Below are 22,021 nucleotides of genomic sequence, written 5' to 3'. Positions count from 1 at the left end.
CGCGCTTAAGTAAATATATGTAGGATGATATAAATAGAAGGTGCTGAACAGTATGAAGACTATCTTAATAATGCGTCATGGTGAGGCTGAACCTATGCAGGCTGATGATGCGAGTAGAAACTTAACCGAACAGGGGCTACAGCAAGCCAAGGATGTAGGCGAGTGGTTGAAACAATACTTTGAGATAGATGCTGCGCTTGTAAGCCCCTTCGTCAGAGCACAACAAACAGCGGAGCAAGTACTTGCACCTCAAACTCCCAAATTTATTGAAACCTGTTCAGACATAGTGCCGAGTGGTTCAGCACACACAGCTATCGATTATCTAGAAACGCTTATGTCTATGTATCCCGTATATCAAACTTGGATTTTGGTTGCACATATGCCGATTGTCAGCTATTTAGTCGATCGTTTGTGTCCTGATACGATGCCTATCTTCTCGACTGCTGCTGTAGCTATAATTGAATACAATGAACAGACTGGACGCGCCGAATTTACATCAATGCAGTTACCTTAAGCTTTTTATTCATAATTGGCATAGAAAGGCTAAAACTTCCCTTTAATCGGTCTAATGTCCTCTTTTTAATTTTGTTTGAACTTTATCATTACACCGGTGTCATATCATTGGCATTGCAATCATGGTTTCCGATATGGCCAATACGTTTGTTTGGGCGCAAATTTGTATTGTTTAGGTAACCGGCACAGTTTCGACCGCTGTGTTATGGTTCTGTTATCGGTAAAGGTGGTTTTTTGGAACTTATATACTATTAAGTTTAAAGGACAATTGTCCGCTTTTTTGTGTTTTTTGTTGCTAAATGTTGTAAACTGTCAGCTAACGTCGCTGAAAGTTGCAAAAAAATTGATTTTTTAGTTCGGTTTATAAAGCAAAGTAGAAATTACCTGCTATAATTACCGCCGTCTCGTTCAGCCTTACAAAGTTGTATCGCACTCTCGACTGTAAGGTCCGCGTTATTATATTCAAATCGCGAAAAATTGAACGTTCACGCCTAAGTGAAACGGCGCCCAAATTTTAAACCGTTGAACAAAGAGTGCACTAAAAGGTCGAAAACCAACATGAAAGCAATGAAAAGATCTACGTTAGCTACCCTTATTAATGCTACGTTGTTCTCTGCTGTGGCAGGTACTTCATTTTCTGCACTTGCTGAAGAAGAGCAAGCCAAAAAAAATCAACTAGAAGTTATTCAAATTACCGCACGTAAACGTGTTGAAAACGCACAAGAAGTACCTGTGTCTGTTTCAGCGCTCCAAGGTGATAACTTGAATGCTTACAGCTCAGCGGGTATGGACATTCGCTTTATGAATGCGAAGATCCCAAGTTTATCGGTAGAATCTTCGTTTGGTCGTACTTTCCCACGTTTTTACGTACGTGGATTAGGTAACACAGACTTCGATCTAAATGCTTCTCAACCTGTATCTTTGGTTGTTGATGAAGTGGTTCAAGAAAACCCTATTCTAAAAGGCTTCCCTGTATTCGATATTGCACGTATTGAAGTATTACGTGGTCCTCAGGGCACGCTATTTGGTCGCAATACGCCAGCAGGTCTTGTTAAATTTGACACAGTTAGACCAAGCCAAGAGTTTGATGGCTATGCTGCTGTTTCTTATGGTAGCCGCGGTGCGGTAGACTTTGAAGGCGCAGTAGGCGGCTCAGTAACTGATCGTATATCAACGCGTATTTCTGCATTGTGGCAGGAACAAGAAGACTATATCGATGTAAAAGCGCCAGGCTTCGAAAAAGAAGATTCTCTAGGTGGTTACAGCGAGCAAGCCGTTCGTGTTCAATTCCTATATGAAGGCGATGATTTTAACGGCCTACTTAACTACCACTACCGTGATTTAGATGGTCGCCCAATTGCATTTCGCGCAAATTTAATTGAAGCTGGCACAAACAACATTAACCCATTGTATGACAACGATGTGGTATATCACGATGCAGCCTCTCGCTCAACGCAACAGGTTGAAACTCAAGGTTTGAGTCTAAAGCTTGAGTGGGATTTACCTGAGCATACTGTAACGTCAATTACTGCTTGGGAAAGTGCTGAAATCTATTCTCGTGCAGACGTTGACGGTGGTTACGGCCCAAATAATGCTGGCGTTTCAGGTCCTGGTTTGATTATTTTCACTTCTGAAACAGCTGATGTTATTCCTGAGCACAACCAGTATACGCAAGAACTTCGTTTATCAAGCAACTTTTCAGGCGACTATAACTATCAGGTAGGTCTCTTCTTATTTGAAGAAGATCTCATGATTGAAAGCTATAGCTTCGATACGAATGGCTATGATGCTGCGTATGCCCAGTATGGCGTGCAGAACGGTTACGCTTACCAAGATCAAGATACATCGGCATGGGCGGTATTCGGCTCTTTTGATTACACCGTATCTGATGACTTAAAAGTAACAGCTGGTTTGCGTTATTCTGACGATGAGAAAGAGTTTTACGCTAAACGTACTAAAAACCCAACACCTTGGAATGGCTCTCCTGATGTACTTGATGGTACCGCTAACCCAAGCGATAGCCATGTAAGCTGGGATTTAAGTGCCACTTACAAGCTAACTGATGACGTAAACTTGTTTGGTCGTCTTGCTAACGGCTTCCGTGCTCCAAGTGTTCAAGGCCGTATTTTGTTCGGTGATGAAGTAACTGTTGCTAAGTCAGAAACTACCAACTCGATTGAAGCTGGTATTAAGTCAGACGTACTTGATGGCCAAGGTCGTGTAAACGCGACGGTATTCTACTATCAGATGGACGACCAACAGCTAACGGCTGTAGGTGGTGGTGCTAACTTTAATCGCCTAGTGAATGCAGACAAGACAACCGGTTATGGTTTTGAGCTTGATACTGAGTGGGTGTTAACTGACGAGCTAAATGCAACGTTTAACCTAAGCTATAACAAAACTGAGCTTGAAGACAAAAACCTTGCAGTTCAGGTTTGTGCTCAATGTACCGTCACAAACACAGTTAATGGTCAGGGCTTAGCTGTACTTGATGGTAACAGCCTACCTCACGCTCCTGAGTGGATTGCAAACGCAACACTTCGCTACACCAAAGAGTTAGAAGATGGCGAGTTCTTTGTATATGGTGATATGTCTTACCGTAGTGAAGTAGACTTCTTCTTATACAAATCAGTAGAATTTGAAGGCGAAGCCTTGTTTGAAACAGGTCTTCGTGCTGGTTATATGTGGTTTGAAGGCGATAACGAATATGAAGTGTCAGCCTTTGTTCGTAACCTATTTGACGAGCAAGTGGTTATCGGTGGTGTAGATTTCAATAACAACACCGGTATGCTAAATGAAGCGCGCTTCATTGGTGCTGAATTCAAAGTGAAATTCTTCTAATTCACGCTACAGTGATTATAATAGAGTAACTAAAGCCCGCATTAAGCGGGCTTTTTAATGAAATTTTTATGTTAGGAGTGGATATGTCAGGTTTTTGGAATTATCGAGTGATATATTGTGAAGCAACAAAAGACGAAGCGGCTTTATATCAAATCCATGAAGTGGAATATAACTTAAATGGTAAGGTAACGAATTGGTCTGAAACGGGGGCTGCACCTTTTGGCCGTTCGATGGAAGAGTTGCAAGCGGATGCAGATAGACTGAAGTCAGCTTTCGATAAGCCAGTTCTAAAAGTGATTAGACAGCCACGAGGCTATACATTAGTTGAAGTTGATAGCGGTGAAGAAGCTACTGCTGAGCCACCAGCAGGGATCAACGGTTAATTAATACAACCAAATTAAGGAGTGTAAATGCGTTTTCAGGCAGTTTTATTTGATTTTGACGGTACATTAGTTGATTCAGAAGCACTCCATTACCAAAGTTGGATGAAGGTGTTAGCCCCGTATCAGGTTACTTATACGGAGCATGACTTTTGTGATGAGTTTTCGGGTGTACCAACGCTTAAAGCCGCGCATATACTCAAAGAAAGACACCAACTTGCGCCTTCTGCCCGCGATTTATGTGATGAAAAAAATGTCGTCTTTGTCGCAACCGCTGCGGAAGTACTCCCTAGATTGATGCATTTTGCAAAGCAAGTCGTTGAATTAACCTCAATGCGTTGTCCAATCGCACTCGTAACAGGAAGTAGCAAAGCGGAAGCGCTTCCTGTTTTACAACACTATCGGTTATTAGAGTTATTTTCTGTCATTGTGTGCAAAGACGATGTCGAACAGCCGAAGCCTCATCCAGAACCTTATCGCAAGGCGCTCGCTGCGCTAAACATTGCACCACACGAAGCGGTGGCAATAGAAGACACCTGCACAGGACTAACCTCCGCCAAGGAAGCTGGGTTAACTGCGATTGTCGTACCAAATATACACTCTAATAAACAAGATTTAAGTCTTGCCGATCATTCATTTACCGATCTCGAAGCGGTTTTTGACTGGCTTTGCCCTGAAAGGTAATAGCAATTGGTATAAACAGGGACTGTTAGTCAAAGCTATTCGATTTTACAAACGTCGATTCTTATGCAATCTTTAAGCATGAAATTTGTTAATTTTTTATATCAGTGACTCTAAACGGCTCAAGAGTATGCCAATCGGTATTAGTACAGGGCACTGGTATTAACTACCCGCTGCAAAGGATTATGCTATGCGATATGTACCATTCTTGTTCTGTCTATTATTAGGTTTTTCCAATCTCCTTTATGGAAATGAAACCCACACAAAAATCCAGCTCGCTTCGGTATATCAAGGCGACGAAGATATTTCTAATTATCTTGTTAGTGAAAAATTCGATGGTGTTAGGGCCATTTGGGATGGCTCGCAACTGCGTACGCGTGGCGGTCACTTAATTAAGGCGCCAGACTGGTTTACGCAAGGGCTACCTGATACATGGTTAGACGGTGAGTTGTGGGCTGGGTACAATAACTTCGCTTTTGTGAGCGCGATAGCAAGACGCCATTCGCCTAATAATGAACACTGGCGTCAAGTGACTTATTATGTATTTGATGCGCCAAATTCTACAGAAATATTCTCTCAGCGTCATGAGCGCTACTTAAGCCTACTAAGCCATATTGAGTTATCACACATTAAACCCGTCAAGCAGCTATCATTTGGCTCCGTTGATGAGCTAAACGACTATTATCATGGTGTCTTAAAGCGAGGCGGTGAAGGGGTTATTTTGCATGCTAAAAATGCCAAGCACGAAGATGGAAGAACAACCAACGTACTAAAATACAAGCCGTACCTTGATGACGAAGCCATCGTGATTAAGCATTTACCCGGTAAGGGAAAGTACCAAGGGATGATGGGATCGCTATTGGTGAGAGATGAACAAGGTATGGAGTTTAAAGTTGGGTCGGGGTTTAGCGACGAAGAGCGTGCATCACCACCACCGATTGGTAGCCAAATTACCTATCGATATCAAGGATATACTAAGTTTGGTAAACCGCGTTTCGCGCGATTTTTAAGAGTAAGGCCAAAATTATAGAATGGCACTACTGCTGCAAAGAAAACTTGGGGATTTTTAGACGCTAGCGAGCACTACGGCTCGCTATCAAAAGTGCAATGGAGTTATTCTGCACGGCCCATGAACTTAGATTCAGCAGTGTTGATCTTAATTTTATCACCGCTTGAAATATGCTCAGGAACTTGAACAACAAGGCCTGTCGTTAATGTCGCAGGCTTTGTTCTCGCGCTAGCAGATGCGCCCTTGATTGAAGGAGAGGTATCTTCAATCACAAGCTCTACGCTGGAAGGCAAGTCAATAGAAACAGGCATGCCTTGAACTACGACGATAGATAAACCTTTCGTTGATTCATCGATAAATAGCAATTGCTCAGCAATAGACTCTTTATTTAGGTGGTATGGCGTGTAATCTTCATCATCCATAAACACATATTCATCACCATCTACATATGAAAGCATTGCAGGGCGGCGGTTAAGATCTGCAAGTGTCAGCATCTCTTCCGCTTTAAAAGTTTCATCTACTTTAGAGTTATCTACTACATCGTACATACGCATACGGTATAGGCTACCACCAGCGCGACCTTGTGGTACTGAGCGCTCAATGTCACGAACAATCATTACGCGGCCGTTATACTCGATCGCGGCATGTTTTTTTATTTCACTTGCCTTTGGCATAGCTTAATTCCTAATACAAATAAAGTTGGCACAATATAATCATTTTTCGGCTTTTTGGCGAGTTTCAAAACTCATTCTAAGCTTTAAATACCGTATAAAGTCGTCATATCTGAGTACTTGATCCCAAAGTGCTGGTCAAACCAACGGTTGATATAATCATGCTCGGGCTCAAGCTTGGCACAGCGTAGAATATTTTCACCTTTATTGGTGCCAAGTGCCTGTCCACAGTAATTTTGCTTCCAAGTCAGCGTAAGATCTTGAGAGAACTTTTTGAGTAATTCGTCAAAGGTCTTTTCTGTTATCTGTGAAAGATTAAGAAAGTCGGGAGACAGCGGGGTGATATCAAGTTGCTCAAAATCAGCCTGATGTGCACGTGTTTTATTATGCTTACTATCGCTTGCACTACCTTTGATATAACGATGGGCTAAACTCGCCTCATAATTAACGTTGATATCAAATTTCTCATCATAGATGGTCACCGGATAAGTAAATTCTCGTGTGACTTCGACAGTGTGTGTGTTATTTGAATTATTTGGGTCTGGTCGTTCAACTTCCTGCTGATAATGCTTACGCTGAATATATTGGTTGCTATTGCGGTAATAGTCCGCATCAACGTATAGTTCTAATGAAAGCTGTTTACTGCCTTCGCTATCAAACCAGAGGCTATTATTAAATGCCGTATTTAGGCTTGAGATAAATGCACTGTATTGTCCTCTGATTGAGTTGCCAAAGCGCAAGCCAATATCAACACGATCTCTTATGTTCATTGCAAAATAACGACTTTTATCTTGGTTATCTACACGTAAACGCTTTGGAGTTTGCCACGCTAAACAGTATTTTTCCGTAAAACTTTTTAAATAGAAGCGCTGTCCGCTGACTTGTCCTGCAATTTCATCACACTTTTTCTGCGCTTGCGTTCTTAGCGTGTCATAGTGGGTGCTCATGGCGCTTGCTAATTGCGCATTGCTGATCAGATGGCGATAATTATGCTCAAACAACTTAAACTTGTCGGGATAGGGCGTGTTTGATAGCGAGCGGGCTTCGTCGAGTAGCCATTGCCTCACGTAATCCAGCTCTTCTCTTTGGGTATTTGCCATTGCGCCATTCGGTTTCATTTGCCATTGAGCTTGGTTTTTTACGATTTCTTCTAGCCTAGTTGCAGCTGCGGTGTAGTTATTTGCCAAACGCAGCATACGGACATCGATAAGACCTTTATCTATAAGCTTATCTCGCGCCAGTGTTAAACCTTGTTTCGCTTCAAGATCCTCAGGGTCTTCCGCGAGTGCTTGTGAATAGTATTCAGCAGCTTGGCGGTACATTCCTGCTTCGTAAAGTTTATTACCTTTATAAACCAGCGATTTACAGCCGCTAATAGCAGCCAATATTGCAATGATGATGGCGGTTTTCTTGATCATAATATCATTCCATTCGCGCAAAAAGTTCCATAAGCACAGTTATTGATTTTAGTATCCATTCGCTTCAATTACAGGCGCACCCGTTCCAAAGCTTTTAACTGGCTTATAATACAGGGTTCTGACGAAATCTACATCACTGAATTATTAAGATTTTGTTTTGGACAGCAATGCTCAGTGATTCGGTAAAACGTGATTTTTTCATAGTTAGTCTCCTGCTTTAATGATTGCAGAAAACTCCAATTATGAATGTCTCATTTTATGGGAAGGTGACACCTTACTTTATATTCCCTTTTGGATATGCAGCATTAATAATATGCTTAATATGTAGGGATGTGCTGTGAGTACTGTCCAAGCCTAAGACGTGCTTAGTATGTTCTGTTTGGTCTTGTAGGGAGGAAGGTCTAAAGGAGCTGTGCGCTCCTTTCGCTATTTTGATTTTTGCCCAAATATATAGCCAAGAGTTGCTGATACAACATTCATCAATAAGGTGACAGTCTGAAAAGTAACACTGTTACTCATGTCTTTAGTGAAAACTAAAACGGCTATAGATGACAACATGAAAAAAAGAGTCAAGAAAACTACTGCCATTTTCGCGTTATCACCAGAACCGATAATTTTGCCAACAAAGCCGAGTTCCATCTGCTGAGTATTTAACTGGGTATCTGCTTTTAGCGCCTCTCTTTGATACTGAAATTGCTCTAGCTGCGGATTGCCAACCACATGAGTTTGTGAGTTGGCCTCTGCCTTTGAGTTTATGGACTTGAACTTCTCATCACTCATTAAATACTTTCTTCCTTAAATCGCATCTTTCATACTGATACTAACAGAATTTAGGAATTAGCGACCTCTTCCTTAGGTAACATTGCACTGAAATAATCAAAAATAACCTCATTAGGGATTTGAACGTTTCTAAAGTCTGGATATTTTTTCTTAACTGTATGCCAAGGGGCGCCTTCCAGATGCGTCATCTCAGATAGTTTTAACGCATCGTACTGACTGTAGCTGTTCCAAATTGCGTCAATTAAGCTATGTAAATCACAATCAGTTTGTTTTGGCTTTGGTACAACATAGTTTTGTTGCTGCTGATCCCAAAGAGTTGCTCTGCTATAAATTGGAGCAGCTCCAAAATTACGAAACTCACTATAAACACTGCTAACAACAGGCCCGTAGTCCCAAGCTTCTATATACTCATCAATCAGAGGTTGATTCTTTATTGCTAAATACCATCCATGCGCATAATAGATCAGCTTTTGCAGCTTCATGGGAGTTAAGGTCGTGCCAGCTTGCTCAGCTTTATCTAAAAAAGCATTAGCAATAACTTTAGCGGGGTAACCCATAATGACTCTCCTAGTTACAATTTTCACTATTTGAAAACCGTTTTCATACACTAAAAATATCACAATAAGTGATAGTCTTCTATTTATAATAGGTCAATTTTGACCTATTAAGTTCCTTTAGTCTTTTTAACTTACCTTAGAAACGTTTCGAAACGCCTTTAAAGCGCTTTTCTCTTATAACAACACCCAACGCTAGCACTTGAACATGTAAAAACGCCTCAGAAGCCCTCTGAGGCGTTTTTTAGTTTTCGGTAAAATAGTTACTTAACACAGCCAAAATATCGGTTTCATCACCAGGGCTTACTCCCAGATATTGCCGCTGGTCTATTGCAGCAGGCCCTGGAACCATTTCTGGCAAACCACCAAAATTATGAATAGCAGCGTAAGGCTTGTTACTCCCAATTTGCGCCCAAAACGCGCCGCTATCTGCGGCAATACTGGCAGCTAGTCCGCCAGCGCTTACCTGTAGCATTTTCCCGCCAACACGTTTGAGGTTCTGTTTTAGGTCGTTTTCACTAAGAGCAAGCCATGGCTCACCCGTAACTGGACTGCGTTTTTCGGAAAAGGCGTCTTCCGTTGCGCCTTCCATGATGGCGGCTATCTCGTTCATTGGGTCGCTCAGGTCGTCAAAGCGCTGTGCTATTTGCTCAGGCGCCTTGGTTGCATCACCGCTTGTGAGTATTTCAATCCTAGTGGTCATACTGTAATCACTTGGCTGTTGGGTAATAATTGTTTGTGGTGGCGGTGTACCCCGATAGGTAAGGGGTTGTCTGACAGTGATGTGAGTTCGATTCTCACCCTACCGCTATACCTCATACGACCCACAGCTAATAGCTGCATCAATGGTGTGCGTTTTAACCTTTAGTGCATTAATTAACCCGAGATCGGTTTAAGCCATCAGTTCATCAACAGAAATTGATGGTTTTTTCTTTGTGGCTGTATGCAATCAGCACACCTAAGACTGTTAATATCATTCCATGCAAACTTCTATGTCTTGAGTGCTCTAACTGCCAAATATTCTCTAGCTGGTCATTCACGGTTTCTATAATAAAGCGCTATTTCTTACTCTTATGCAGAAGAATCAGCATTGGAATGGAGTAAGAGCGCCTCTCATGATTGGGTTAATAGCGTGGTTAATTCAAATCCATCAGGTATCCAGGAAAGTATTAAAGAAACTGTTCCGTCCAGTGTTTCTGGAATCGATTGGGGGCAGGTTGCTGTCAAAGCCTTAGTAGGTGCATTTATAGGTCTGATAATTGGTCTATTTGGGTGGATCAAAAATCGTGCAAAAAAAAGCTAACAGGTTCTGCTAGGGACAAAACTACGCTGCGCTTCGGTTTGCCCCAGAGCACGGTGTTTCAAAGAGAATTTAAGTGCAATTTCCAGAATTAGAAACATCTCGGTTAATTCTTAATAAGCTATCAAGAGATAACAGTCTTGCTTTGTTAGCTATTTTTCCGACGAAAACGTTGTTAAGTTTTACGATATTGAAGCATATAAAACTGAACATCAATCATTAGCGCTGATAGACTATTTCAATAGTCGTTTTGCCGAAAGTAGGTAATCAATGAAACGCATGCTGATAATCTATCTATTTGCCTCATGGGGCTGTACCGGGTTAGCTTGGATCAACGGCGCTATTCTTTTATGGGATGGTTTTGATAATCCAGAGTATCGGGTTATTACTTTCGCGGTCGCACTGCTTTTTGGCTTGATCGGTGGCACTGTTTTTGGGGTGGAAAGAAGCCTGCGTAGAATCTACCGATGTTCCGACAATATTTCAGAGGAGCTGGCGAGTTCAAAAGCTTCCAGTGCTTGGACATTACTCTATGTATGTCTTATTTTCGGAACGCTTCTGATAGGTGTGATAATGGGAAGCGGTTTAGTCGCGATCGTCGGAAGATTACAAAGTGGATTTCATATCTTTGGGTAAACACTAATGCAGATGTGTTCGATGTTCTAATAAGTAAGTGCTGACCAAAATGCTGTAAAACCGTTGAAGGATACCAGCAAAAGCGTTTTGCGCTTCTAGCAAGGTGCTAACACCATTCTTTTCTGACAAACAGACAATCGGGTTTGATTAAATCTGATTAATCAAACCCGATAGATAGAGCTAACCCTTGTTAAACCAAGAATTAAACCAAGGTGTGGTTATGGCGCTAGTTTGTCTTGGGTGTTGGTATCAAAGTCGCTGGCGTCGTGCCTTTCATGAAGCTGCTCATGAGGTTCTCCCCATGTTTTATTTACCATTTTTCCGCGTTTGACCGCTTCTCTTGAGGCGATGAGTCCAGCCCAGCGGATCACGTGTTCATAGCCATTGACGTCTAAAAACTCTGCCGCATCGTATAGGTGTCCTTGGGCTAGCACGCCATACCACGGCCAGATTGCCATATCAGCGATAGTGTATTCATCGCCACAAATATATTCTCTTGTGGCTAAATGTTGATTTAGTAAGTCCAGTTGGCGCTTCACCTCCATCGTGTAGCGGTTGATTGGATACTCGTAGTGCTCGGGTGCGTAGGCATAGAAGTGACCAAATCCACCACCAAGTAGTGGCGCAGCCCCCATTTGCCAAAATAACCAGTTGAGGCACTCTGTGCGTTTTGTAGGATCCTGAGGAATGAACTTTTGAAACTTTTCAGCTAAATAAAGCAAAATTGAGCCAGATTCAAAGATTTTGGTTGGTTCCTTGGTGCTGGTATCTAATAACGCGGGGATCTTAGAATTTGGATTAAGTGCAACAAACCCTGAGCTAAATTGCTCACCTTCCATGATATTAATTAAAAAGGCATCGTATTCTGCTTCTTTTACCCCGGCAGCTAAAAGTTCTTCTAGCAAGATAGTCACTTTCACGCCGTTTGGGGTCGCGAGGGAGTAGAGTTGTAACGGGTGTTTGCCTTGCGGTAGGGACTTTTCGAATCGTGCGCCTGCAGTAGGGCGGTTGATATTCGCGAATTTACTACCATCGCCACTTTGCCATGGCCACTGCCAAACTTTAGGTGGGGTATAACCCGATGTACTCATTTCATGAACTCCTTCTGTGACTGTCCAAATCCATTATAGAGTGTAGAAGTGAAATGGAAATGAACAAATTTCTGTGGTCACAGGTTTACCCGTTTTATCCAGATCTTAAGAGAGGGATCCGAACAAGCTATCAACAAAAGATGGGGGAGAGTAGTAGAATAAAGAATGCCGATCAAAAGACCGGCATTCTTGAATTGGTTGGGAGTTAAAACACAACAGTTTGTGTTGCTGAACAGGCCGCAGTGCTACCTTGTTCGCACACTTGGTAGCCGTATGTACCGCCGCCTTTAACACTGATGCTGTCTGTATGACTATTATCATTGCTAGTTGTGACAATTTTACTACCGTTACGATAAATATCGACTTGTGACGTGCTTGCACCGTTCCAGCTTAAGTCAACATAACTGTTACCTTTTTGCTTATAACCTGAAGCTGAAAGCTCAACGCTCGTTGTGTTATCACCGTCACCTGAACCACCGCCAGCACAGCCATTAGCGGTTAAGTAAGCGCTTGCATCTGTTGCTTTAACGATACCGTAACCAAAGTACACGTCTTTACCTACAGCGCCAGCATCTGCTGCGGTTGCTTTTAATGCACTACGGATTTCTTCACCAGTACACTCTGGGTGGTTAGACCATACCAATGCAGCAAGACCAGCAACAGCAGGAGTTGCCATTGACGTGCCGCTCATTAAGCCATAATCACTCGTACCAATGCTGATATTCGCGTTTGTAGCGGCCATCAACGCAGTGCGATCTTCAAATGCAGCGCCAACCGCTGGGATTGATGTGCTGTTAGTATCACCTAAAGTGCCGTATAGCATGCCAGCCTCATTATTTACGATAATCGCGCCGATACCACCAGATGCTTCACAGTTTGCTACTTTATCGTGGAATGAAATATTACCACGGTCAATTAGGCACACCTTACCGTTTGCAGCGCCATCAGTTGCTTCAGCGGTGCCCATAAAGTAAAGTGAGCCTGACGCGTTACCACTGTTTTCCATTGCTGAACTTGCAAACGCCGCGCCGTCAGCAGTCATGCTTGAAGAAGTCGCCATGTCTGCTGGGTAAGTTGAAAGTGTATCAACACCGCCTGCAGTTACCTCTACACAAATATGCTCGTCGTTAGTCGCGCGTTTTCCACGGCCAGAAGTACAGCTTGGATACTGAGAAAAGTCTGCAATTTGATTATCTGCATCGTTTGCACCGATCATCATTACTGAAGGATAGCCAGCAGGATATGAACGAACATTGTTGCCATCGTTACCAGCTGCCGCAACCACTAAGCCACCAGCATTACGGAAGTTTTCAAATGCGTTTGATTCTGTATTGTTTGAGCCACCACCACCCAAACTCATATTGATGATGTTTGCACCTGCTTGTGAGCATAGGTTTGCTGCGTGAGCAAGGTCAGAAGAGTAGCCCCAGCCTTCTGCGTTAAATACTTTAATAATGTGCATTGGCACGCCAGGAGCCATGCCGATAACACCAATATTATTGTCAGCAGCACCGATAGTACCAGCCACGTGTGTGCCGTGTGGGCCACCATTTTCATACCAATTACCTGTGCCGCTGTCATTATCACCGGTGATATTACCCCAAATGAAGTCAGGGTTTGATTGGTCAAGACCTGAGTCAATCACACATACTTTCATGCCAGCGTTCGCATCGAAAGTAAGTTGATTTGCTTGTGATTGGTACACAGCATAAGGCGTAACCTGTTGCTGCATTGGGTTACCTGCGTCGTCGTTATAAATCCCCAGTGGGTAACGCTTTTGGTCTGCTTCAACGAGTTTGATGTGTGGGTTGTTTAATAAGCCTTTTACTTGACTAAGATCTTTGCCAGTAAAAGTTGCAGCAAAGAAGCCATCGCCATCAACATGCAGCTCAGCGCCAAGCTTTTTAGCAAGTGCTTTTACGACGCCTTTTTTCGAATTGTCGACCTGAATGATGTATCGATCGTCAGATGCCTGTGCTTGTGCCATAGCGCAAGCGCCAGCGATGAGTAGTGCCCCAGTTAACTTGTTTAATTTCATTGTTATTTTCTCAGTTACATTGCGTAAATGTTGTTGTTAATAAAAACTAACAACTTCTTAACGGTGATTAGCATATAACCAATAACAAGAACTCGTAAAGAGTAAATTATGCAGATTTGTGGAATTAATAAGAATATTTAATTACTTTAATATAATGTATGGTTATGACAGGACGTCTAACCATACACCGTAGTTATTAATAAAGGAACTGTACTGATAATTGCTATTATATCAATTACAATTAAGCTGCACTGTGAAGCTGGTGGCGATGCTTCGTAGCCAGCAGCAGTAAGAAAGGTAATGCGAGTAGTAAGTGCAACGCGAGTTGCATCGGGGCATCCAATGCCAGTGGTTGCGTCATGGTTGCAAGTACCCCCGCGCCACTCATCTGTAATACCCCAATCAACGCTGAAGCCGTCCCTGCTTGTTTCGCAAACCCAGATAACGCTTTACCTGCCGCTGCTCCAATCGTAAATGCAAAGCCGACTGACGCCATATACATAGGCAGTACAAAATGCGCTATTTTAGTTTGTGGCAAAGCCAGTAACAACAGGCCACTAAAGCTAAAAACGGCGAGGCCAAAGGTAAGCGACTTCTGGCTATTGCGCTTGATGAAGTGGGGCGCAATGAAACTTGCGACAATACTCAGCGCTGCATTGCCAGTAAACCAAAACGTGAAGTCGGAAACACTGCCACCCATTTTTGCCATGATCCACCCCGGAGCCGAAATCACAAATACCAGCATTGCAGCCATACCAAGCATCGCTAAGGCGGCATTGTAAATGAAAGTCGTGCTACTGAGCATCGGCTTAAAACGTCTCAAATCTAGGATATGACCGCTGTAATGTGTATCTTCGGGGCGAGTCTCTTTATAGATAAGAGAAACCAAGATGAGACCAACAATAGCAAAACCAAACAAAAAGCTAAAATTACTCTGCCAGCCAAATTCGACAGTGAGCCACGCACCTAAAAGAGGCGCTAACGCTGGGATAAAACATACAATACCGTTGAGGTAAGTGATCATTTGGCCACTGCCTTTGTGTCCAAAGCTATCACGAACGATAGCAAAAGCGCTGACGAATGTGGCACAAGCGCCTAGGCCTTGTAACACTCGAGCTACCATCATGAGTGGCCAAGTGGAGACTGTGCTTGCCATCACTGCGCCAAGCGCAAATAAAATTATTCCAACCAGTGCAACCGGCTTACGGCCATATTTATCCGCAAGCGGACCTGCTATCAATTGTCCAAGACCCACAGCTAACATATAAATACTCACTGTTTGCTGAATTTGACTTTCTGATACTTGAAGGCTGGACTGCATGTCCACAAACGCAGGTAGATAGAGATCGATACCTAAAGGGCAAAAGATAACAAGTAAAGCGAGAATAAAAATCAGTGCTTTTGAATTTGATTGGGTCATGGCGTCTCCTTTTGGCCGTTATTGTATTGTGGAGAATGAGAAAAGACAGGACAAAGCGCCGATTTAGCAAATTTTTAAGATATTTTATTCGCTGAGAATTGCAGACGGTTGATTAACTGGTCAGATGTGTTAATTTTAAGCAAAATCATTTTAGAAAAATCTTATGTCTGCACCACTTTTAAAAATTTATAAAAGGATGAGTTGGTTGCCATTTGGTAAATGGATGTTCAGTAAGGCGGTATGTCGTAAGGCTCCTTACTTTGGCACCATTAAGCCTAAAATCACACAATTGAAGCCCGGCGTTTGTAGGGCCACAATTCGTAACCGTAAAGCCATTCATAACCACATAGGTACGGTTCACGCTATTGCTCAGTGTAATCTTGCGGAGTTGTGTGCTGGAGTCATGACAGACGCAACCATCGACCATAAAACCCATCGCTGGATCCCTAAGGGGATGTCAGTGCAATATTTAGCTAAAGCTGAGACCGATCTGCATGCCGTGGCGCAAATAGAATACCCGCGAGCATGGCAAGATAAAGAAGAGTTAGTTGTACCGGTGGAAGTTTTTAATACTGCGGGAGAGAAAGTGTTTCACGCCGACATTAACATGTATATCAGCGCGAAAAGATCTTAATTGTTTATGGTTTGATCACCGGTAGAGTCAATTGCCGTGACGTTATTGGTTCGCTCGTTACGGTGCGTCAGTTTACCATCGACATGCGCACCAGCTTCAATCGTTAAGGTCTCGTGTTCGATATTGCCAAACACTTGAGCGCTAGGAAGCAGCGTGACTTGTTTGGCATGAATATCACCTTCCACTTTGCCTAATATCGTCAGTTCATTGGCTTGGATATTACCTTGTACTAAACCTTTATTGCCGATGATTAGTTTTTCGATGTCGAGGTTACCATGGACGGTACCATCTAATTGCAGCTCACCTTCACAGACAATATCGCCCGTGACTTTAGTGCTATGAGCAATAATGGCTGGGACGTCGTTTCGTTGGTTTTTAAAAGAATTAAACACGAATGCCTCACTATCGCAGCGTAATTGCAATTAGATGTTACTTATTGAATGCACGAGCGATTTTAATTGGGTTTAGGTGTTTTTTACCTTGAATCACTTCATAGTGCAAGTGCGTCGCTGTACTTCTTCCTGTGCTGCCCATTAGTGCAATTACGTCACCTTTATTGATTTGCTGGCCTTTTTTTACCTTAATGGTGTGAAGGTGGCCGTAGCGTGTGGTGATGTCATTGGCGTGCTCAATTTCAATAAAATTGCCATAGCCGCCATTTTTCCCAGCTCGTTTAACAGTGCCAGAAGCGGGGGCTACTATCTGTGTTTTGTGCCAACCTGCGAGATCGATACCTTTATGATAGGCACGGCGGCCAGTGATTGGGTCTTTACGAAAACCAAAAGCACTAGAGACATAATATTTCTCCTGAGCGACAGGCAATGTATCTGGCAGTTGGCCAATCATAGTCGCTAACTGCGCATAAACTGCGTATTGGTCAATGGCATTAATAAAGCTGGCTTCTACCAATTCTAAGTCGGCTTGGAAGTAGGGGCCACCTTGCGCTTCTGAGAAGTCAGATGATAGTTGTAATCCCGCACTGTCGATGGATTCTTGCATCGCGGCAATGTCAGCGCTGAACGATTGCCCAAGTTGTTCGCTGAGCTGTCGTTGTTGGATGAGTAGGAGACTGGCTTGTGGAGCAAATTCGGTTGTGGTACTTGGTTGTGAGCTGTTAAGGTCTGTCGGTGTTTCTTCTAGCTCGCCTTCCACTGCGTTGTCGTCAGTTGTTTGAGTCGAGTCAATCAATGACTCAAGCACACTGTGCTGCTGTGACAGTTGGTCAAGCATGCCTTTTTGCTGTGCTAATTGCGCTTGAAGCTGTGATTTTTCTGTTTGCCACTTGGCTTGCAGCTGCGCTAAGTTTTGTTGCTCTTTAGTAAGCTTGTCACCGTTTTCTTGTAATTTGAGTGAGGCATTGGCTATCCAAATAGCGACAGCGAGCAGAATCAAAATCGAGCAAGCTTGAACCCAAGATGGCAGTTTCAGCATCTTGACAGTTGCGTCTTGACGAACAATTAATTGAGTCGGCTTAAACAGCTTTAGATATAGGCGCTTGAGTACTTGCAACGTTCAACCTCGGATTTAAATCAGCGCTACACTCTAACAATTTTTAGTCAAATTTCCAGTTTTTAGAACTAAAAAAAGGCATGAAATCATCATGCCTTTGATTTAAAAGTAAATAAAATTGCGATTAACGCACGAATAATTGCGATTATTTTGCTGGAAGTACAGTGCCTTCAACACAGCCAAAACCGATACGGTTATAGCCTTGGGCTTCACACCAACCGCGCATAATCACTTTATCGCCATCTTCTAGGAACTTACGCTCTTCGCCGTTTGCAAGCGTGATAGTTTCTTTGCCGCCGCGTGATAGTTCGAGTAATGAACCCGCTTCTACATGCTCAGGACCAGACTGCGTGCCTGAGCCTAACATATCGCCTGGTAGGAAGTTACAGCCGTTCACTGTGTGGTGTGTAACCATTTGCGCAACCGTCCAATAGCTGTGCTTGAAGCTGGATTCAGACAGTTTGCTTGGTTTAGCGCCTTCGCTACGCATTTTTTCAGTCTCTAGTAAGACATCCATACGAATATCAATAGCACCAGACTCGCGGTTTTGCGTTGATTCTAAGTATTCCAGTGGTTGTGGATCGTTTTCATCACGGTGCCATTGAGTACGGTATGGTGCAAGTGCTTCTGTGGTCACAACCCAAGGAGAAACCGTTGAAGCAAAGTTTTTCGCAAGGAATGGACCTAATGGTTGATATTCCCATGCTTGTAAGTCACGTGCAGACCAGTCATTGAATAAACAAAAACCAAAAACGTGATCTTCAGCGTCTTTAATTGCGATAGAGTCGCCAAGTTCATTACCTTTACCTAAGTAAATACCTAGCTCTAATTCGTAGTCTAGACGCTTACAAGGACCGAATGACGGTGTATCTGCATCTGGTGCTTTGGTTTGGCCTTTAGGGCGAGGGAAAGTTTGACCTGATACATCAATAGACGATGCACGGCCATGGTAACCGATTGGTACCCACTTGTAGTTTGGTAGCAGCGGGTTATCAGGACGGAACAGGCTACCTACCGCTGTTGCATGGTAGATTGAGGTATAAAAGTCAGTGTAATCGCCAATGTGGCAAGGTAGAGCGTATTCTACGTCATCCTGTGCAACCAATGCACCTTCAAGGCTTGATTGCAGCTCAGAACCTTCACGTAATGCACGAGACAGGGCAAGTCGAAGTGCTGACCAGTACTGCTGGCCCATTCCCATAAATTCATTTAATGCTGGGGCATTTGCAGCTTCGGCGGCCTCTGCAGCGTCACCTGAAAATAGGTTAGCGTCAACAACTGCGCCAAGGTCTAGTACTTGATCGCCAATCGCAACACCGCCACGAAATTCTTCGTTACTGTTCTTACGACGGAATACTGCAAAAGGTAAGTTTTGAATAGGGAAATCAGTTCCAGTCGCATTCGCACTAGCTACCCAACTTGTTAATTGGATGTCGTGTGTTTCATTAATTTGAGACATTGCCTTTCCTTTAATTTTGGCTTTCAACTTGAGTTATGGTCAAAAGTGAAAAACTCAAGTCGTAATAGCAATTTGATAAACCACAAAAAGCAGCTATCGCTAGCTGCTTTTTTATTAATTTGATGTGTGTGTTTAGATTACACCACGGCGCTCTTGGTCGCGTTCAATTGACTCGAATAACGCTTGGAAGTTACCTTCACCAAAGCCGCCATCGTCAACACGTTGGATCATTTCGATGAAGATTGGGCCAAACAGGTTTTTAGTGAAGATCTGTAGTAGGTAGCAGTCTTCGCTTTGGCTATCTACTAGGATTTGGTGCTGCTTGATCTTTTCTTTATCTTCTTTAACCCAAGGCACACGGTCAAAGATAGTGTCGTAGTAGTGATCTACGATATCTAAGGTAGCAATAGTGCTCTTGTCTAGTTTATCTAGTGAACTAACCAAGTCGTCAGTCAAAAATGCTAAATGCTGAACACCTGGACCATTGTACTCATCTAAGTACTCATCGATTTGGTTGTTGTTGTCGTCTTTACCTTCGTTGATTGGAATAGAGAAGGTGCCACATGGTGACTTAAGTGCATAAGAAAGCAGCGCCGTTTTTTGACCTTTGATGTCAAAGTAACGAACTTCTGTAAAGCCAAATACGTCTTTATAGAAGTTAGCCCAAGTTTCCATCGTCCCTTTGTAAACATTGTTTGTTAGGTGATCGATGCGCTTAAAGCCTTTGTCTTCAACAACCTTTTGCTCTTCTAGGTCAACGAAGTCTTGCTCGTAGATTGACCCTTTATCGCCAAAGTTTTCGATGAAATAGATAAGGCTATCGCCGATACCGTAAATCGCTGGGTATGGTAAGTCTTTGTGTGTTGAATCAGTCGCAGGTTTTGCACCACGCTCAACTGCGGTTTCAAACGCCTTTTGCGCATTTTCTACACGCCAGCCCATAGAACAAATAGCCGGGCCGTGACTTTTAGCAAACTGTGCTGAGAAGCCTTCACGCTCGTTATTCAACAAAAAGTGAATATCGTGCTGGTTGTAGTAAACGATATCTTTATCTTTAAATTTCTTTAGTTTTGAGAATCCAAAGTCAGTGAATACCTTATCCATGTAATCAGCGTCTGGTGTTGCATATTCTGTAAACTCGATGCCGACTAGGCCTAGTGGATTATTTACTTCACTCATTGTTTTACTCCCGTATTAAGCACTGGGTGACTTGTTAGTATTTATGACTGGATGATTAATCAAATTACTGCAAAGGGGAAGCTAGAGGCAGTAAATAGCAGTATGAGACTTTGTAAATTTAGTTGCACAATTGCCATGTAAAAGACACAAAATTGACACAGGCGTGACGATAATTATTTTTGCTTGAATTTTGACTAAAAACAGCAAGGAGTTTTGTGGGGTATTTTGTAACTTTGTTTTTGTATTATTTTGATTTTATTTGCTTTTTATGTTTTTGATTGGTGAGTTATATGAGAGGGAGGATTTTTATCACACGACTAAATTGAGAGGGGAAATGATGCTAAGTGTATTCAAGGCTTTACACTTGGCTGTTGTGGGAGAGGTAAACCACGCTAAATCAGCGTGGTTTACGGCAAATATTATTGCTTCTCAGCGGATACTTCTAGTTCTTCCGCTAGGTAATGCTCTTGTGTATGAGGCTCGTGCTTGCCCTCAGCGCCGTGCATCCAATCTACAAGCTTGTTGCTTAATAGATACATTAACACAGCAGACAGCAAGGCTACGCCGCCTAAACCAATGAAGATGCTCATCGCATTTTCCATTGCTTCTTGGCCTTCACCGATGAAAGAGCCAACAAGACCTGCAAGCTTGTTTGCAACAGCCGTACATAGGAACCAAATACCCATTAGCAGTGATGCTAAACGTAGCGGTGCCAGTTTACTTACCATAGAAAGACCGATTGGTGATAAACATAGTTCACCAAGTGTGTGGAACATGTAGAACAACACTAACCAAATCATGCTGATCTGAAGTGTGCCACCCGCTTCACCACCTTCTGTTGCAAGCGCAAGCATCATGGTTAAGAAACCAAGTGCTAAGAACACCAGACCAATTGCGAATTTCACTGGAGAGTTCGGTTCTTTGTTATCTAGCTTTAACCAGATCATCGCTACTAATGGCGCAAATACAATGATGAAGATAGAGTTAAGCGACTGGAACCAAGAAGCCGGGATCTCAAAGCCCATAAACATACGGTTGGTATAGTCGTTTGCGAATAGGTTCATCAGACCACCAGCCTGCTCGAAACCCATCCAGAAGATAATTGAGAAAACACTCATGGTGAAAATAACACGGATACGATCTTTTTCTTTCTTCGTAAGCGGTTCTTTAGTCTGTGAGTCAGACATCTGCTGAGAAAGTTTAGCCGAAGGTACTTTACCGATATCGCCAAGGTATTTCTGGCTTAAGATAAGCTGCATAACCACAGAAATGATCATACCAACACCGGCTGCGATAAAGCCTGCCTGCCAGTTAACGACTGCTGCTACATAACCCGCAACAAGTGGACCTAATGCACCACCTAAGTTGATACCCATATAGAAGATAGTAAATGCACCGTCACGGCGCTTATCACCTTCTTGATATAGATCACCAACCATTGTTGAGATGTTTGGCTTGAATAAGCCATTACCTAAACAAAGCAGTGCTAAACCAAGGTAGAAGACATTTACTTCTTGTCCTGCCACAACGCTGTGAGGAATACCCATAATAAAATGGCCTGTAGCCATTAAAATACCACCAATAATGATGGCTTTGCGCTGACCTAATACGTTATCTGCAAGCCAACCACCAAACAGTGGGGTGAGATAAACGGCCATCGTAAATGTGCCGTAAAGGCTTAGTGCGTCGGCATTGCTCCAACCGAAGCCACCATTTTGAACTTGTGCTACAAGATAAAGAACTAAGATGGCACGCATACCGTAGTAGCCAAAGCGCTCCCACATTTCGGTACCAAATAATAAGAAGAGGCCTTTAGGGTGACCCAGAAATTCTCCGGCCTTCGGAACTGAATTCATATGTACTTCCTAATCTAATCAATGTGTTGTATCTGGCCATTTTTATAAAGGA

At 42.9% G+C, this 22,021-nt stretch carries 22 protein-coding genes, 1 tRNA gene and 1 pseudogene; 10 read left to right on the top strand and 14 right to left on the bottom strand.

Annotated features, from left to right (window positions below; genetic code table 11):
- Positions 1–52: 52 nt before the first annotated feature.
- The 5 genes from sixA to PNC201_RS14110 all read left to right on the top strand — a co-directional run bounded on the left by sixA (position 53) and on the right by PNC201_RS14110 (position 5,445).
- Positions 53–514 carry a phosphohistidine phosphatase SixA gene (sixA, locus tag PNC201_RS14130; RefSeq protein WP_102057418.1) on the top strand — a complete coding sequence of 154 codons (462 nt, stop codon included), beginning with the start codon at positions 53–55 and terminating at the stop codon, positions 512–514.
- A 557-nt stretch (positions 515–1,071) separates the two neighbouring features.
- A complete protein-coding gene (locus PNC201_RS14125; protein ID WP_102057417.1) occupies positions 1,072–3,354 on the top strand; it encodes a TonB-dependent receptor in 2,283 nt (760 codons plus the stop codon).
- Positions 3,355–3,437: 83 nt separating this feature from the next.
- On the top strand, positions 3,438–3,737 hold the full coding sequence (locus PNC201_RS14120) for a hypothetical protein (protein ID WP_010606023.1): 300 nt from the start codon (positions 3,438–3,440) through the stop codon (positions 3,735–3,737).
- Positions 3,738–3,764: 27 nt separating this feature from the next.
- Positions 3,765–4,418, top strand: a complete 654-nt coding sequence (locus PNC201_RS14115) for an HAD family hydrolase (RefSeq protein WP_102057416.1) — start codon at positions 3,765–3,767, stop codon at positions 4,416–4,418.
- Between the two features lie 187 nt (positions 4,419–4,605).
- Positions 4,606–5,445: a DNA ligase gene (locus PNC201_RS14110; protein WP_010606025.1), complete on the top strand. Its 840-nt coding sequence runs from the start codon at positions 4,606–4,608 to the stop codon at positions 5,443–5,445.
- 83 nt (positions 5,446–5,528) lie between these two features.
- On the opposite strand, the gene efpL is transcribed toward PNC201_RS14110, so the two are convergent.
- The 5 genes from efpL to PNC201_RS14085 form a co-directional block, all read right to left on the bottom strand.
- Positions 5,529–6,098 (bottom strand): elongation factor P-like protein EfpL, encoded by a 570-nt coding sequence (gene efpL, locus PNC201_RS14105; protein WP_010606026.1) that lies wholly within the window; start codon positions 6,096–6,098, stop codon positions 5,529–5,531.
- Positions 6,099–6,181: 83 nt separating this feature from the next.
- Complete coding sequence (locus PNC201_RS14100) at positions 6,182–7,513, bottom strand: tetratricopeptide repeat protein (RefSeq protein WP_102057415.1); 1,332 nt, start codon at positions 7,511–7,513, stop codon at positions 6,182–6,184.
- Between the two features lie 426 nt (positions 7,514–7,939).
- Entirely contained in the window at positions 7,940–8,293 is a 354-nt protein-coding gene (locus PNC201_RS14095; protein ID WP_010606028.1) for a hypothetical protein, read from the bottom strand.
- 50 nt (positions 8,294–8,343) lie between these two features.
- Complete coding sequence (locus PNC201_RS14090) at positions 8,344–8,877, bottom strand: Panacea domain-containing protein (protein WP_158299129.1); 534 nt, start codon at positions 8,875–8,877, stop codon at positions 8,344–8,346.
- A gap of 214 nt (positions 8,878–9,091) precedes the next feature.
- The gene (locus PNC201_RS14085; RefSeq protein WP_010606030.1) at positions 9,092–9,550 is read right to left on the bottom strand and encodes a phage virion morphogenesis protein; all 459 of its coding nucleotides are present in this window, start codon (positions 9,548–9,550) and stop codon (positions 9,092–9,094) included.
- Between the two features lie 40 nt (positions 9,551–9,590).
- Between PNC201_RS14085 and PNC201_RS23285 the strand changes: the two genes are divergently transcribed.
- Positions 9,591–9,658: transfer RNA gene (locus PNC201_RS23285), tRNA-OTHER, on the top strand.
- A 97-nt stretch (positions 9,659–9,755) separates the two neighbouring features.
- On the opposite strand, the pseudogene PNC201_RS14080 reads toward PNC201_RS23285, so the two are convergent.
- Positions 9,756–9,905: pseudogene (locus PNC201_RS14080) on the bottom strand (transposase); the annotation flags it as partial.
- Positions 9,906–9,937: 32 nt separating this feature from the next.
- Between PNC201_RS14080 and PNC201_RS14075 the strand changes: the two are divergent.
- Both PNC201_RS14075 and PNC201_RS14070 read left to right on the top strand, forming a co-directional pair.
- Positions 9,938–10,150, top strand: coding sequence for a hypothetical protein (locus tag PNC201_RS14075; RefSeq protein ID WP_102057414.1), 213 nt, complete (start codon positions 9,938–9,940; stop codon positions 10,148–10,150).
- Positions 10,151–10,417: 267 nt separating this feature from the next.
- Complete coding sequence (locus PNC201_RS14070; RefSeq protein WP_102057413.1) at positions 10,418–10,783, top strand: hypothetical protein; 366 nt, start codon at positions 10,418–10,420, stop codon at positions 10,781–10,783.
- A gap of 218 nt (positions 10,784–11,001) precedes the next feature.
- Here PNC201_RS14070 and yghU read toward each other — a convergent pair whose 3' ends face one another.
- The gene (yghU, locus tag PNC201_RS14065; RefSeq protein WP_102057412.1) at positions 11,002–11,874 is read right to left on the bottom strand and encodes a glutathione-dependent disulfide-bond oxidoreductase; all 873 of its coding nucleotides are present in this window, start codon (positions 11,872–11,874) and stop codon (positions 11,002–11,004) included.
- Between the two features lie 59 nt (positions 11,875–11,933).
- Between yghU and PNC201_RS23280 the strand changes: the two genes are divergently transcribed.
- Positions 11,934–12,083: a hypothetical protein gene (locus PNC201_RS23280; protein ID WP_158299128.1), complete on the top strand. Its 150-nt coding sequence runs from the start codon at positions 11,934–11,936 to the stop codon at positions 12,081–12,083.
- Here the strand turns inward: PNC201_RS23280 and PNC201_RS14060 are convergent.
- Positions 12,080–13,912 carry a S8 family serine peptidase gene (locus PNC201_RS14060; protein WP_102057411.1) on the bottom strand — a complete coding sequence of 611 codons (1,833 nt, stop codon included), beginning with the start codon at positions 13,910–13,912 and terminating at the stop codon, positions 12,080–12,082. The two genes, PNC201_RS23280 and PNC201_RS14060, sit on opposite strands and share 4 nt — an antisense overlap.
- Positions 13,913–14,153: 241 nt before the next feature.
- Positions 14,154–15,332, bottom strand: a complete 1,179-nt coding sequence (locus PNC201_RS14055; RefSeq protein WP_102057410.1) for a multidrug effflux MFS transporter — start codon at positions 15,330–15,332, stop codon at positions 14,154–14,156.
- 163 nt (positions 15,333–15,495) lie between these two features.
- Here PNC201_RS14055 and PNC201_RS14050 point away from each other — a divergent pair, with 163 nt between their 5' ends.
- Positions 15,496–15,966, top strand: coding sequence for a hotdog fold domain-containing protein (locus PNC201_RS14050; protein WP_010606036.1), 471 nt, complete (start codon positions 15,496–15,498; stop codon positions 15,964–15,966).
- Here the strand turns inward: PNC201_RS14050 and PNC201_RS14045 are convergent.
- The 5 genes from PNC201_RS14045 to PNC201_RS14025 all read right to left on the bottom strand — a co-directional run bounded on the left by PNC201_RS14045 (position 15,963) and on the right by PNC201_RS14025 (position 21,969).
- Positions 15,963–16,358, bottom strand: a complete 396-nt coding sequence (locus PNC201_RS14045; RefSeq protein WP_102057883.1) for a bactofilin family protein — start codon at positions 16,356–16,358, stop codon at positions 15,963–15,965. The two genes, PNC201_RS14050 and PNC201_RS14045, sit on opposite strands and share 4 nt — an antisense overlap.
- 37 nt (positions 16,359–16,395) lie before the next feature.
- A complete protein-coding gene (locus PNC201_RS14040) occupies positions 16,396–17,475 on the bottom strand; it encodes a M23 family metallopeptidase (RefSeq protein ID WP_102057409.1) in 1,080 nt (359 codons plus the stop codon).
- A 145-nt stretch (positions 17,476–17,620) separates the two neighbouring features.
- Complete coding sequence (gene fahA, locus PNC201_RS14035; protein ID WP_102057408.1) at positions 17,621–18,934, bottom strand: fumarylacetoacetase; 1,314 nt, start codon at positions 18,932–18,934, stop codon at positions 17,621–17,623.
- Between the two features lie 132 nt (positions 18,935–19,066).
- Positions 19,067–20,113: a 4-hydroxyphenylpyruvate dioxygenase gene (hppD, locus tag PNC201_RS14030; protein ID WP_010606040.1), complete on the bottom strand. Its 1,047-nt coding sequence runs from the start codon at positions 20,111–20,113 to the stop codon at positions 19,067–19,069.
- 419 nt (positions 20,114–20,532) lie between these two features.
- Positions 20,533–21,969, bottom strand: a complete 1,437-nt coding sequence (locus PNC201_RS14025; RefSeq protein ID WP_095726716.1) for a peptide MFS transporter — start codon at positions 21,967–21,969, stop codon at positions 20,533–20,535.
- Positions 21,970–22,021: the final 52 nt, after the last annotated feature.

The sequence above is a fragment of the Pseudoalteromonas sp. NC201 genome, from assembly GCF_002850255.1.
Classification (GTDB): Bacteria; Pseudomonadota; Gammaproteobacteria; order Enterobacterales; family Alteromonadaceae; genus Pseudoalteromonas.
The sequence above is the reverse complement of the archived record's forward strand: the minus strand, read 5'-3'. Positions and strand labels throughout refer to the sequence as shown.